This is a genomic window from Thermostichus sp. OS-CIW-26, from assembly GCF_054058395.1.
This window is the reverse complement of sequence record NZ_JBSSAG010000033.1, coordinates 1-13,750: the sequence shown is the minus strand read 5'-3', so window position 1 is coordinate 13,750 and position 13,750 is coordinate 1. Positions and strand designations below refer to the sequence as shown.

At 57.9% G+C, this 13,750-nt stretch carries 12 protein-coding genes and 1 CRISPR repeat array; of the genes, 7 read left to right on the top strand and 5 right to left on the bottom strand.

Annotated features, from left to right (window positions below; all coding sequences use genetic code 11):
* Positions 1-303: 303 nt before the first annotated feature.
* Positions 304-939, bottom strand: a complete 636-nt coding sequence (gene upp, locus ACVW0C_RS11665; RefSeq protein ID WP_414329961.1) for a uracil phosphoribosyltransferase — start codon at positions 937-939, stop codon at positions 304-306.
* Positions 940-1,052: 113 nt separating this feature from the next.
* Between upp and ACVW0C_RS11660 the strand changes: the two genes are divergently transcribed.
* Positions 1,053-2,237 (top strand): metallophosphoesterase family protein, encoded by a 1,185-nt coding sequence (locus ACVW0C_RS11660; RefSeq protein ID WP_457385538.1) that lies wholly within the window; start codon positions 1,053-1,055, stop codon positions 2,235-2,237.
* 384 nt (positions 2,238-2,621) lie between these two features.
* On the opposite strand, the gene ACVW0C_RS11655 is transcribed toward ACVW0C_RS11660, so the two are convergent.
* Complete coding sequence (locus tag ACVW0C_RS11655) at positions 2,622-3,512, bottom strand: 2OG-Fe(II) oxygenase (protein WP_414344481.1); 891 nt, start codon at positions 3,510-3,512, stop codon at positions 2,622-2,624.
* A 53-nt stretch (positions 3,513-3,565) separates the two neighbouring features.
* Positions 3,566-3,899: a CRISPR direct-repeat array (repeat unit 36 nt; unit sequence GTTTCCAATTTCTAGGGATCCCCCCGAAGGGGGAAC).
* 550 nt (positions 3,900-4,449) lie between these two features.
* A complete protein-coding gene (locus tag ACVW0C_RS11650; RefSeq protein WP_457385537.1) occupies positions 4,450-5,355 on the bottom strand; it encodes a cation diffusion facilitator family transporter in 906 nt (301 codons plus the stop codon).
* 143 nt (positions 5,356-5,498) lie between these two features.
* Here ACVW0C_RS11650 and ACVW0C_RS11645 point away from each other — a divergent pair, with 143 nt between their 5' ends.
* The gene (locus ACVW0C_RS11645; RefSeq protein ID WP_457385535.1) at positions 5,499-6,905 is read left to right on the top strand and encodes a UDP-glucose dehydrogenase family protein; all 1,407 of its coding nucleotides are present in this window, start codon (positions 5,499-5,501) and stop codon (positions 6,903-6,905) included.
* Positions 6,906-6,928: 23 nt separating this feature from the next.
* The gene (locus ACVW0C_RS11640; protein WP_457385533.1) at positions 6,929-7,876 is read left to right on the top strand and encodes a UDP-glucuronic acid decarboxylase family protein; all 948 of its coding nucleotides are present in this window, start codon (positions 6,929-6,931) and stop codon (positions 7,874-7,876) included.
* A 49-nt stretch (positions 7,877-7,925) separates the two neighbouring features.
* On the opposite strand, the gene ACVW0C_RS11635 is transcribed toward ACVW0C_RS11640, so the two are convergent.
* Complete coding sequence (locus ACVW0C_RS11635; RefSeq protein ID WP_457385531.1) at positions 7,926-8,306, bottom strand: ArsR/SmtB family transcription factor; 381 nt, start codon at positions 8,304-8,306, stop codon at positions 7,926-7,928.
* Positions 8,307-8,433: 127 nt separating this feature from the next.
* Here ACVW0C_RS11635 and ACVW0C_RS11630 point away from each other — a divergent pair, with 127 nt between their 5' ends.
* The 4 genes from ACVW0C_RS11630 to ACVW0C_RS11615 all read left to right on the top strand — a co-directional run bounded on the left by ACVW0C_RS11630 (position 8,434) and on the right by ACVW0C_RS11615 (position 12,198).
* Positions 8,434-9,150: an MBL fold metallo-hydrolase gene (locus tag ACVW0C_RS11630; protein ID WP_414424661.1), complete on the top strand. Its 717-nt coding sequence runs from the start codon at positions 8,434-8,436 to the stop codon at positions 9,148-9,150.
* A 131-nt stretch (positions 9,151-9,281) separates the two neighbouring features.
* Entirely contained in the window at positions 9,282-9,749 is a 468-nt protein-coding gene (locus tag ACVW0C_RS11625; protein ID WP_457385529.1) for a DUF29 domain-containing protein, read from the top strand.
* 56 nt (positions 9,750-9,805) lie between these two features.
* On the top strand, positions 9,806-10,387 hold the full coding sequence (locus ACVW0C_RS11620) for a rhodanese-like domain-containing protein (protein WP_457385528.1): 582 nt from the start codon (positions 9,806-9,808) through the stop codon (positions 10,385-10,387).
* Positions 10,384-12,198 carry a SulP family inorganic anion transporter gene (locus ACVW0C_RS11615; protein WP_457385526.1) on the top strand — a complete coding sequence of 605 codons (1,815 nt, stop codon included), beginning with the start codon at positions 10,384-10,386 and terminating at the stop codon, positions 12,196-12,198. Before ACVW0C_RS11620 ends, ACVW0C_RS11615 begins: the two co-directional genes overlap by 4 nt.
* Here ACVW0C_RS11615 and ACVW0C_RS11610 read toward each other — a convergent pair.
* Positions 12,176-13,435, bottom strand: a complete 1,260-nt coding sequence (locus ACVW0C_RS11610; protein ID WP_457385524.1) for a hypothetical protein — start codon at positions 13,433-13,435, stop codon at positions 12,176-12,178. The genes ACVW0C_RS11615 and ACVW0C_RS11610 overlap by 23 nt on opposite strands.
* Positions 13,436-13,750 lie beyond the last annotated feature (315 nt).

Here is a 13,750-nt window from a genome sequence, read left to right as displayed (position 1 = left end):
TGCTGTAGGCATGGCACTGATACATTTACGCTGAACACTGCTGAACATCACTGTTCAACTATGCAGCGATAGCATTCTGTTTGTTTCCAAACAGAATGGCGGTATCCCGCAAAGCTTTGAGTAGAATACCCAAAGCGCAGTTTCCGTGTCGTCTTACTACCAATTTTCTGCTTTGCTTTGGCTACCATGTTGGCAGACTCGAAAGTAAACAGAAAGATCAACTGGTAGTAATCCGTACTGAACATATTATACATTATTTTCAGTATAGTTGAGCTTATCATTGACTAGAGTCATGCTCTCCCATCAGCGGGTGCCGAACAGGCGATCCCCTGCATCTCCCAGGCCGGGGAGGATGTAGCCGTGCTCGTCTAGGCCATCGTCTACAGCAGCGGTATAGATTGGCACATCTGGGTTCTGTTCGTGGAAATACCGGATCCCTTCTGGGGCGGCCACCAGGCAGATGAAGCGGATCGACTGGGGTCGGGTTTGGCGTAGGCGCGCTACAGCCGCTGCTGCCGAATGGCCGGTGGCCAACATTGGATCCACCACCAGCACCTCACGATCTTCGATATCGGTGGGCACCTTGAAGTAGTACTCGATGGGGATCAGGGTATGGGGATCCCGATACAAGCCGATATGCCCCACCCGTGCTGATGGGATCAGCTCCAGCATGCCGTCGAGGAGCCCTTGGCCGGCCCGCAGGATGGAGACAAGCACCAACTTTTTCTCTGCCGCCAACATCGGCGCCAACATTGGGGCCATCGGGGTTTGAATGGGCTGTAGCTTGAGGGGCAGATCGCGGGTCACCTCGTAGGCCATCAAGAGGCTGATCTCCCGCATCAGCGCTCGGAAGTCGGCGGTTGTAGTTTCAACACGGCGCATGAGGCTGAGCTTGTGCTGTACCAGAGGGTGATCGATGGTAATCACCTGGGCCACCATGCTGTGCTCCTGAGATAAAGGGATCCCGTGATGGATGTCAGAATAGCAGAAGCGCTTGTCCCCCCGGTGGGCCGAAGGCTCTATCTGCTTGCTGTTGTCAAGGGGAGTAATCCGTGCAGATCCGCTTTGCTGTGGTGAGCGATCCCCACGTCACCCTTCCTTCTACCCTTTGGGATCACCCCAGCCGGTTTCACTTGGTAGAGGTGAGCATTCCGGCTCTGGAACAGGTTTTGCAGCATCTGGTGCAGTTGCCTTTGGATTTTCTGCTGTTGCCGGGGGATCTGACCCAGCATGGGGAGCCGGAAAACCATGCATGGCTGGCAGAGCGGCTGGCTCGACTGCCCTTTCCGGCTTTTGTGGTGCCCGGCAACCACGATGTGCCCCAGCCCAAGGCCAACGGGCGCTCCATCGGTTTGGCTGATTTTCCCCGCTACTACCGAGCTTTTGGCTACGAGGACGGGCAATCTTTGGATTACAGTCGGCTGTTGCGGCCAGGGATCCGTTTAATCGGCCTCAATTCCAACCATTTCGATGCTCAGGGTCAATTGGTGGGGTGTCTAACCCCAGAACAACTGACCTGGCTGGAGAAAGAATTGGCGGCAGCCGAGGAAGAGCTGGTGCTGCTGATGGTGCACCATAATGTGGTCGAGCATCTGCGCGGCCAGTCTCTCCATCCCTGGGGGCGTCGCTACATGCTGGAGAATGCCTCTCAGTTGCGGCGGCTGCTGCAAGCTTATGGGGTGCAACTGGTGTTCACCGGACATCTGCACATCCAGCACATCGCCCGACGAGGGGGGGTTTACGACATTACCACCGGCTCTTTGGTCAGCTTTCCCCACCCCTACCGCCTTGTCGAGATCCGGTCGGATCGAGAGACCGGAATCCAAGTCCATATCCAGAGCTACCGGGTGGGATCCCTGCCCGATTGGCCCGATTTGCAAGCGTTCTCCCGGGAGTGGATGGCCCAGCGCAGCGAACCAGCGGTGGTTAAGTTTTTAACCTCCGCACCGCTGAATTTGCCTTTGGAACAGGCACAAGCCTTGGCCCCACAATTGCGCTACTTTTGGGCAGCGGTGGCTGCCGGGGATCCAGACCTCACTTTCCCAGACTTTCCCCAGCCAGCAGGCCGATTTCTGGAGCGTTTCAGCCGTTGTTTTCGCTGCCCGCCTGATAACCAGGCCCAGTTTCGTTTGATTTCGATTTTCTCTTTTCCAGTTTCTAAGGATCCCCCCCAAGGGGGAACCCTCAACTTGAGTTCAAGGGAAAACGCCAGATCTCAAGCTGTTTCCAATTTCTAGGGATCCCCCCGAAGGGGGAACACCATTCGAGGGGACTCGCGTTTTTCTGGTCTGGTCCCAATAGCGTGTTTCCAATTTCTAGGGATCCCCCCGAAGGGGGAACAGTATTACTGGAACTACCGTTCCCAACGGTGGGTTCGTATGAGTTTCCAATTTCTAGGGATCCCCCCGAAGGGGGAACTACTACAACGACGATGGCAGTGTCAAAGTTGAGGGGGGGGGGAATGTGATCAGTGGTAATCACTTTGTGCAGACCACCAGCAGTCAAGGGACGACCATCGGGCGGGATCGCAGGGGCAACCACTGGCTACACCATTTTGTCCAATGGCATCGTTTGCACTGGCAGGGGCAGAACCCGCACTTGTATCATTCCGCCCAATGTGCCTATTTACGCCGTACCCAGCCGTTGACCGTAAATCTACTATCGGCAAACTGCCGTGAGGGACAAGTCACGGGTAAAACTTCGTGCATCAGATAGCTGGGAAAGAAAATGATAGTGTTGTTGGCAGGAACATAGGTTTTATAGGTGTCGGCTTTGACATACATATTGTTTCGCACTTCAGAGTCGTAGATCAGCAGTTCCCCCCCAGAAAACTGCTTGGGTTCTCGGTAGAAGTAATAGACATAGGTCAGTTCCCTTTCTTTGGCATCAGGACTGCCGTTGTCATTGTGCACTTTGTAATAATTGCCGTGGTTGTGCGCTGTCATTTGACATTCGATGTAGGCGATGGGAAATGGCTCCATTTTTAGGCTTTTGAGCACTTGGGGGATTAGCATTTGCACATAGTGGAGAATCACCCCTGAAAACTCAGGGAAGTCATGCAGCACCCATGAACGGCGGTATTCACTGTCATTCGCTGAGTTTCGGGAAGGGACAAACCGCCCTTCGTTGGCGATCGCATATTCTAGTAACTGTTGGTTTTTGTCCCGCGGCAAAAAGTTATCCACCCGTGCATAGACCGCAGGCTGTTTTTGGGGCGCGGTGGTGGGGGTGTGGACATTGATAGCCTTGTTAGGAGTGATAGACCAAAGCCTGATCCCCTCTTGCTCGTCAACTACACAACAGCGGAAGTTGCGCCACGGAAATTCATAGGCGAGGGGTTGTTCCCGCAGAATTGCCAAGCGGGACTCTGGTAAACCTAAAACCTGCCCCAGTTCCTCCGTGGTGAGCCAATACCCCCTCTCGGCAATCTCTTGTACTGCCTGCAGTTGGCGCATTAAATCTGTAACTTTTTCCCAACCTTCTGGCATAGCTACCCCCCTGCTCTCTGCCATGCTGACCAAAATCTCGCCATCTGCTCAGCTGTGCCCACAGTGATCCCAAGTCCTGTTTCCAATTTCTAGGGATCCCCCCGAAGGGGGAACACCCAGGGATGTGGGTTGCAGTCAACAATAATAACGAGTTTCCAATTTCTAGGGATCCCCCCGAAGGGGGAACTACATTATTGTAGTACCATATGCTGCTAGGTGGCTGGTAAGTTTCCAATTTCTAGGGATCCCCCCGAAGGGGGAACCTCAACAGCGTTGGGTCCGTATGACCAAACGGTGCCCGGTTTCCAATTTCTAGGGATCCCCCCGAAGGGGGAACGACAACTGAGCGGGAGGCATTCGTCTGGGTTAGTGGGAGTTTCCAATTTCTAGGGATCCCCCCGAAGGGGGAACTCCACCCCTATTAAAGCCAAGCAGGGCAAGGGATGCAAGACCCGTTTGCGAGGGATCCGGAAAAAAGGGGGCAAAAAGAGTTTCGGCGAGGGGGTTTTGGGGCCGGAAAGCCTTGTGGCACAAGGCGTCGAGGGATCCGACGAAAGAATGGGCTTTTCCGAGATTTTGAGGGACGCTCGCAGAGGCGTTGATACCGTTTTGGTGTTCTTTTGGAAACATCAGGATCCCTGAGGTTTGGCTAGGCTATCTGTTGGCAGGTGGCGAGCTGATACATTTACGCTGAACACTGCTGAACATCACTGTTCAACTATGCAGCGATAGCATTCTGTTTGTTTCCAACCAGAATGGCGGTATCCCGCAAAGCTTTGAGTAGAATACCCAAAGCGCAGTTTCCGTGTCGTCTTACTACCAATTTTCTGCTTTGCTTTGGCTACCATGTTGGCAGACTCGAAAGTAAACAGAAAGATCAACTGGTAGTAATCCGTACTGAACATATTATACATTATTTTCAGTATAGTTGAGCTTATTATTGACTAGAGTCATGCTCCTGCTAGGGTTGCTCGATATGGGAGCGGGGCTCCAGGTGGATGAGGATCCGCGCTGGCCCGTAGCGCTCCTGCAAGAGGCGTTCAACTTCCTCAGTGAGGCGGTGGGCGGACTCGATATCCTGCGGCTCCACCACCAGGTGCATCTCGATAAAGACCATTTCCCCTGGGATCCCGCGGGAAGTGATGTCATGGCAGTCGAGCACGCCTGGCACGCTCAGGATCAGATCCCGCAGGGCCTCAGAGGGGATCGCCACCCGGTCGGTGAGGTAGGGAAGATACTCCTGCAGCACTTCCCAGCCGCTTCGGAGCACCAGCAGCGCCACCGGCAAAGCCAGGGCTTGATCCAGCCAAGGGATCCCCCAATAATGCATGCCGGCCAACCCCAGCAACACCGTCAGCGTCACCCCAACGTCGCTGAGGGTATGGCGCGCATCGGCCAACAGCAGCGAGCTGGACAGAGCTTTGCCCCAGCGGTGCTCGTAGAGGGTGACAAAGACATTAATGCCCAGCACGCCCACCATCATCCCCAAGGTCAGCTCATCGATCTGCAGGTGGGGCTGTGGCTCCCAAAACCGCTCCACGGCTGTGCGCAAGATTTCCAGGCTGGCCATCCCCAAAAAGGCAGCGATCCCCAGCGCTCCAATGGCTTCAAACTTGCGATGGCCGTAGGGATGGTCGGCATCGGGCTCTGGCGAAGAAAAGCGCACGGCCACCAAGCCCAAAATGTTGCTGGCGCTGTCGGTGGAGCTGTGCAGGGCATCGGCAATTAGGCTTAGGGATCCCGTCGTCAGCCCCAGGATTAACTTGATCAGAAACACCAGGACATTTAGCCCTAGCGTGACGTACAGCACCCTCTGCACTTGGCGCTGACGGCGGCTGGCTATGGCAGCAGAATCCAGAAAGCTCACTGCAGCTCGGGCGGGGATCCACAGATATCCTGCTTTATTCTGCCACCGACCTCAATGGGGGTAAGGGATCCCAGGGGAGTGGGGTATCCTAACGGTGAGCTGCGGGGGCATGGGGGCCATCCGTTCGGGAGCAAACGCTGAGTATGCACGTTGCTGTGGTAGGCGCTGGCTATGTGGGCCTGGTAACAGGGGCTTGCCTGGCTCACCTAGGAAATAGCGTTATCTGTGTGGACAACAACCCCGCCAAGATTGAAGGGCTGCAGCGGGGTCGCCTGCCCATCTACGAGCCCGGCCTGGAAGAGCTGGTGCGGGAGGGAACTGCGGCGGGTCGGCTGCACTTTAGCACCGATCTGGGCTCTGGGATCCAGGCCAGCGAGGTGGTGTTTATTGCCGTGGGCACCCCGGCCCTGCCCAGCGGGGATCCCGATCTGCGCTACGTGGAAGCAGTGGCGCGGGAAATTGGCCAGCATCTGGACGAGCACTATCGGGTCATTGTCAACAAATCCACTGTGCCCATTGGCTCTGGGGACTGGGTGCGCATGCTCATTTTGGACGGGGCCGCCGAAGCCGCCAAGCAGCGGCTGAGCAGCCGAGAAGTGGGGAGAGATCCAGAGGCCAGATCTCTCACCTTAGAGCTCTCCCCTTGGACGCCGCAGTTTGACGTGGTGAGCAACCCCGAGTTCCTACGGGAGGGCAGTGCCATCCAAGATACCTTCTACCCGGATCGCATTGTGATTGGCTCCAACAGCCCCCGCGCCATTGAAATCATGCGGCAGCTGTATGAACCCATCCTCAACCGCCAGCAGGGCCTGCAAGGGGATCCCGTGCCTTTGCTGGTGACCGACCTGGCTTCTGCCGAAATGATCAAGTATGCCGCCAACGCCTTCCTGGCCACCAAGATTAGCTTCATCAACGAAATGGCCAACATCTGTGAGCGCACCGGCGCCGACATCACCCAGGTGGCGGAAGGGATCGGCCTAGATAGGCGCATTGGCCGCGCCTTTCTCAACGCTGGCATAGGGTGGGGCGGAAGCTGCTTCCCCAAAGATCTGGCGGCTCTCATTCAAACCGCTGCTGACTACGGCTATGAGGCCAAGCTGTTGCGGGCCACGGTGGAGGTCAACCGAGAACAGCGGCAACGTTTGGTGGAAAAGCTGCAGCAAGCCCTCAAGGTGCTCAAGGGTAAAACCGTTGGTCTTTTGGGCCTCACGTTTAAACCCCACACCGACGACCTGCGGGATGCCCCTTCCCTGACTTTGATCGAACAACTCCACCGTCTGGGGGCCAAGGTCAAGGCATATGATCCAATTGTATCCGCCTCGGGGATGCGGGAGGGGCTAGCCCATGTGGTGGTGGAAACGGATGTGTTTCGCCTGGCCCAAGATTGCGATGCCCTGGTGCTGGTGACGGAGTGGCCGGAGTTTTTGTCGCTGGATTACCGACGGATTGCAGAGCTGATGCGGCGGCCTTTGCTCATCGATGGCCGTAACTGTCTGGATCGGGAGGCGGTGCAGCAGGCGGGCATAACCCTCATCGGAGTGGGCTGGTAGGCGCTGAGAAACAAGGGGAATTCATGAAAATCTTGGTTACAGGTGGCCTGGGATTTATTGGATCCCACTTGGTAACCCGCCTTCTGCAAGAAGGCCACTGGGTCATTTGTCTGGATAACGGCTACACGGGCCGGCAGCTCAATGTCCAGGCCCATCTGGACAACCCCGCCTTTCAGCTCATCTGGCACGACGTGGCGGATCCCTTGCCGCCCGCTTTGGAAGAGGCTGGGATCCAGCAGATCTACCACCTGGCCTGCCCCGCTTCTCCCCCCCACTACCAAGCGGATCCCATCCGCACCATCCGCACCAGCCTCTGGGGCACCTATCACCTGCTGCAACTGGCCCAGAAAACGGGAGCGAGGTTCCTGCTGGCCTCGACTTCAGAAGTGTACGGGGATCCCCAAGTGCATCCCCAACCGGAAGACTACTGGGGCCACGTCAACCCCATTGGCCCGCGGGCCTGCTACGACGAATCCAAGCGCTTGGCGGAAACCCTCACCTTCGACTGGCAGCGGCAATACCAGACGGAGATCCGGGTGGCCCGCATCTTCAACACCTACGGCCCTGCCATGCGGGAGGACGATGGCCGCGTGGTGAGCAACTTTATCGTCCAGGCCCTGCGCGGGGATCCCCTGACGGTCTATGGGGATGGATCCCAGACCCGCAGCTTTTGCTACATCTCCGACCTGGTGGAAGGCTTGATCCGGCTGATGAACAGCCCCTACCCCGGACCCTTTAACTTGGGCAACCCAGAGGAGTTCACGATCCTGGAGCTGGCCCAGCAGGTGCTCGCCCTCACCGGCAGCCCTTCTCCCATCGTTTACCGGCCTCTGCCAACAGATGATCCCAAGCAGCGGCGGCCCGACATTCGCAAAGCCCGTGCCCTCTTGGGGTGGGAACCTCGGATCCCTTTGCAGGTTGGGCTGCAACAGACCATCCCTTACTTTCGTCGGCGGCTGGGGCTGGACTAATCATCAGGTGCTCCCGACAACCCCAACCCGTTTGAGAACCATTTTCGCCTCAGCTCGATTGACCTGGGTGAATGGCTGCCAGCGGCTCCAGTTGGCGGGCTTGCTGTTGTAGCCGACTCACCAACTGCCGACATACCACTTCGCACAGCTCAAAGCACATGGGATCCGCAATTTGGTAATAAACACTCACCCCCTTGGGCTGACGGCTGACGATCCCTGCCTGCGCCAAGATTTTCAGGTGCTTGGAAACATTGGCCTGGCCCATGCCGGTGGCTTCCAGAATCTGGGTTACATTCTTCGGCCCAGAGCGCAACTGACACAGGATCTGCAGGCGGCTGGGTTCCGCCAAAACCTTGAAGTACTCTGCCACGCTGTCGAGAACCTGCGGCGTCAGGATCGTGCGACACTCATTCACATCCGCTCTGCTCACCGGCTTTCTCCCATCAACAAACCTGCTTGCGCCGTTCGTCAACTTGATTTTAACACTAGATAGTTATATAGTATTCCTAGAAAGTCCAAGTTCATGTCGGACTTTCGATACCAGACAGGAGGGCACTATGCTATTTCGCCAACTGTTCGACGCAGAAACAAGCACCTACACCTATTTAATCGCGGATCCGGCAACTCGCGAGGCCGCCCTGGTGGATCCAGTGCTGGAGCAGGTGGAGCGGGATTTGAAGCTGATTCGGGAATTGGGTCTAACCTTGAAGTACTGCCTGGAAACCCACGTTCACGCGGATCACATCACGGGAACCGGGAAGCTGCGGGAACTGACCGGTTGCCAAGGGGTGGTGCCAGTACAGGCCAAGGCTCAATGTGCAGATCGTTTCATCGGTCATGGGGAAACGCTGCAAGTGGGATCCATCCCCATTGAAGCCATTGCCACCTTGGGTCACACCGACAGCCACATGACCTACCGCGTGAATGGGGATCGCGTCCTTACCGGAGATGCCCTGCTGATCCGCGGCTGTGGGCGCACGGATTTCCAAAGCGGGGATCCCGGCCTGATGTACGACCATGTTACCCAGCACTTGTTTACGCTGCCCGATGAGACGCTGGTCTATCCTGGCCACGACTATCGCGGGCACACCGTCTCCACCATTGGCGAGGAGAAGCGCTGGAACCCGCGCTTTGTGGATCCGGAAACGGGCAACCTGCGTTCCCGTGAGAGCTTCATTGCCCTGATGAACAGCCTCAACCTGCCCCAGCCGAAGAAGATCCAGGAAGCGGTGCCGGCCAACGAGCAGTGCGGCCAAGTGGCAGCAGCGGTTTAATTCCTTCTGGGCAGCGAGGTGCAGGGTAAGCCCCCGCCGGCTGGGGAGCCCATGTGAAACTCCGATGGTGAGGGCCCGCTGCTCTGGGTAACCTTCTCTCAATTGGCTTGCCAGAAATGGAGAGTTTGAGCGTGGATCGAGAAAGTCTCTATGAGAGCGATTTCTACGCTTGGATCCAGCAACAAGCTCAATTTCTGCGGGATCGGGCCTGGGAGAAGCTGGATCTGCCCAATTTAGTCGAGGAGATTGAATCGTTGGGCAGGCAACAGCGGCAGGAACTGCGAAACCGACTTGCAGTTTTGGTTGGGCATCTCCTCAAGTGGGAGTACCAGCCAGAGGGGAGATCCGCAAGCTGGCTCCTCACCCTCCAGCTGCAGCGGCAGGAAGTTCTGGAGCTTCTTGAAGAAAGCCCAAGTCTCAAGCCCTATTTGCCAGAGGCCATCTCCAAGTCTTACTTGGGAGCGCTGAAGCTGGCCCTGGAGGAGACCAAGCTGCCCAGAAAGATTTTCCCCAAAGCCTGCCCTTATTCCTCAGAGCAAATCCTGGATAGCCGGTTTTACCCCGGTGAGCCCAGTCATTTGCTTGAGGAGGGGGATTAATCCCAAAAATCGCTGCATTTTGCATTTTAGACAACGCTAGAAGCAAGGAGACAACCATGACCGTAACCCAACAAAACCCTATCCCTTCCGCTTCGCAAGAACGGGATCCCCGTCTCAAGGAGATCGAGGCCCTGACCTTAAAACAGTGGCTGGATCAGGGGCGAGTCCAGCTCATTGATGTGCGGGAGCCGGGAGAATATGCCGATGAGCGGATCCCGGGGGCTATCAACCTGCCCCTATCTACCTTTGACCCGGCCAAAGTGCCTGCTTCCACGCCAGAGAAGCCGGTGGTGTTGCACTGCCGCATGGGCAGCCGCTCCATCCGCGCCGGTTGTCAGTTGCTAGACCGCGGCTGGCCGGAGGTGATTAGCCTCAAGGGCGGGATCGAGGCTTGGAAAGCGGCCAAGCTGCCCGTTACCCGCACCCAAAATGCGCCCATCTCCATCATGCGGCAGGTGCAGATTGCGGCGGGATCCCTGGTGCTCACCGGAACCCTTCTGGGGGCCTTTGTCAACCCCTGGTGGCTGCTGCTGAGTGGCTTTGTGGGCGCTGGGCTGGTGTTTGCGGGTGTAACCAACACCTGTGGCATGGCTCTGCTCTTGGCTCGCATGCCCTGGAACCGAGGTCAGTCTCTATGAACGGGATCCCTTCTGCTTCCTCTTCGGGGCAAGGGATCCTGGCGCGGTACCTGCCCTTTGCTAAGGAGTCCCTTTGGGTCTTCCACTATCAACGATCAGATTTGCCGGGAGATCTGATCGCCGGCCTTGTGGTGGCCATTCTGTTGGTGCCCCAGAGCATGGCCTATGCCCTGTTGGCCGGGTTGCCCCCCCAAGTGGGCCTGTACGCCAGTATTTTGCCGGTGATCGTCTATGGACTACTGGGATCCAGCCGCGCCTTGGCGGTAGGGCCAGTGGCCATCATCTCCCTCTTGGTGGCGGCAGGGTTAGAGCCGCTGGCCGGTCGCGTCAGCGGGACGGAGTCCTTGCCGGGCAGCCCGGAGTATGGACAGTTGGCTTTGGGGCTGGCCTTGGAGGTGGGTCTGGTCCAGGGGGCTATGGGACTGCTGCGGCTGGGGTTTTTGGCCAATTTCTTAAGCCACACGGTGGTGACTGCCTTTGGCAGCGCGGCGGCCTTGATCATCGGCTTCAGCCAGCTCCGCCACCTCCTGGGGGTCAAGATCGCCAATACGGAGTCCTTCTTGCTGTTGGTGCAGCGGCTGTGGCAGAGCCTGGATAAGGTAAACTGGGTAACCTTTGGCTTGGGGCTGCTGGCCGTATCCCTGCTGGTGTACGCCCAGCGAAAGTTGCCCCACCAACTGCGGCGTTGGGGTGTGCCTCCAGGTTGGGCCTTGATTTTGACCAAGGGGGCACCGCTAGCGGCTGTGCTCGTGACCAGCCTGTTGGTCTGGGGCCTAAACCTCTCGGAGAGGGCAGGGGTATCCGTTGTTGGCTCCATTCCTTCCGGGTTGCCCCCCTTGGGCTTTCCCTCGTTGAGCTGGGGACAGTGGACAGCGCTTCTGCCCACCGCCTTGGCCATTAGCTTGGTGGGCTTCACGGAGAGCTATGCCGTGGGGCAGTCCTTGGCCAGCCAGCGGCGGCAGAAGGTGGATCCCAACCAAGATCTGGTGGCTTTGGGGGCAGCCAACTTGGCAGCAGCCTGCAGTGGCGGCTATCCGGTAACGGGAGGCATCAGCCGGTCGGTGGTGAACTTTCAAGCAGGCGCCAACAGTGGCCTGGCCTCCCTAATCACCGGCCTGTTGGTGGCTTTGACGGTCATCTGGCTGATGCCCCTGTTCACCTTCTTGCCCCAGACCACCCTGGCGGCCATTGTTCTGGTGGCGGTGCTGGCCCTGGTGGATTTTCACCCCCTGCTGCAAAGCTGGCGCTACGACCGTGGCGATGCCCTGGTTTGGTTGGTAACCTTTGCCAGTGTGCTGGGGATCGGAGTGGAGCAAGGGATCGGAATAGGGGTGTTAGTCTCCATCCTGCTCTTTCTTTGGCGGGCTAGCCGTCCTCACATTGCCATCGTGGGTCAGGTGCCCGGTACGGAGCACTACCGCAACGTGCAGCGCCATGAGGTGATTACCGATCCCCGTATCTTGGCAGTGCGGGTGGACGAGAGCCTGTTTTTTGCCAACGCAGCCTACTTGCAGGAGTATCTGCTGCGAGAGGTGGCGGCGCGACCCACAGTGGAGCAGGTGCTGCTCGTTGCCAGCGCCATCAACTTCATCGACGGCAGCGCTTTGGAAGTGCTGACCCAGTTGGTGGAACGTTTGCAGCAGGCAGGGGTGGGCTTTGCCATGGCCGAGGTGAAGGGGCCGGTAATGGATCGCCTCCAAAAGGCTGGGTTTGTGGAGAAAGTGGGCGCTGAGCGCTTCTTCCTCTCCACTCACCAGGCGATGCAAGCCCTCGGATCCCAGCAGAGCCTCAGTCAGGTGTCATCTTCCTGATCAGCACAAGGGGGGTTTGTTCAGCGGCATTGCCGGCGGGGTTCTTGCCCAGGGCTTGCTCCACCAGCTCCCGCTCTACGCCGGGGCTGGCTGCCAGGATCTTGACCTGCCCCAGATCGTTGGCATCCACGATGGCCACTTCGTAGCCCGTCTGCCGATGCAGATCCCCCACCAACTTGGCCGGATCCCGCGGCCCCAGCACGATGAACTGGTCATAGGGAGGCAGGGTGCCAGTAACGTCGTCGATGAGATCGGCCTGCTCCCCCGCCAGGGCATAAAAGACCCCCGGGATCCCCAGCAGTTTGGCCAGGGATCCCACCACAAAAGCCCACACCACCCGCCAGGCCCCGGAGCAGTCGATCAAAGTCTGCATCCCGTAGCAGCTTGAAAGACTGGTCTTGGAGGGGAAGAAGTAGCACAGGGTGCGGGCCAGCCAGCCGGGCTGCACCTGCAGGGGATGGCGGAAGTTGCCCTGGACAATAGCCACGGCGCTTTCCGAGATGGCCACCATATCGCCGGGCTGGATGTGAGGGCCTACATACCGCCGTAGCACCTCGGCCAAGTCATCGCTGGGGGTCAGCAGATGGGTGGGAACAGGGGCCCAAAGGAGGGATCCCTGCTTCTGCCAGTTCAGCTCTGGCAAGGGATCCACCTCTTGCAACGGCAGGATGAGGTGGCTGGTCTTGAGGGTGCGCCGCTGCCGCCCGTACTGAATGTAGTCCAGCTGGAGCCAGGCCGAGCGCAGATCCGCTAGCCCTTTCCCCTTCAGCTCGATCTCAACCTCTAGGCCAGTCTGGTTCTGGGGGGTGATGATGTAGGCCTGCCAGTAGTTGTCTTGGCGGGGGGGAAGATCCGGATGGCGAGAGCGCAGGCGTAGGCGGGTGTGAATGCCTTCTAGGGATCCGGCGCTGAGCAAATGCAGTCGCGGCTCCACCTGGGCCAAGGTGACTTCCAAAAGGGGGTTGAGGTTGCGAGCCACAAACTCCGCTTGAATGACCCAGTGCTCGGGGGTGTGGCGGCTGATGCGCCAGCCTTGGGGCTCCACCACCAGGTGATCGGCGGGGCGGGTCTTGAGCCAGTAGAGCAAGCTGCCCAAACTCAGCAGTAACCCGGCCACTACCTGAGCCCAGCCCCAGGGATCCCACAGCCAACGCCAAGCCCCCCATAGGCTGAGTCCTACCCCGGCCAGCACTGCAGCCAACACGCCACGATTCACCATGCTGCTACTTGTTGCCATCGGGATCCCACTCCTCAAAAAAAGACAAGTGCCCTCAAAAAAAGACAAGTGCTTAAGCCCTGCTAAAGTCTGCCCCTTTGTCCACCACAACACCCTAGACTACAGGTACGCTCTAGCTCTTCTCCCAAACCCTAGCCATCCTACCGGGAAACTGAAGCAGGCCGTAGCGGGATCCCTACCTAATTTTTAGTCTCAAACAGTTAGCTTACAAATAGATTTCATTTCAGCTAGAAATCGCAGGAGCCCCGCACTGTACCCGTAGGGTCAGTGTCGGGAGGAATGCGGAAGTTATGATAGAACCATGACCCAAGTCCT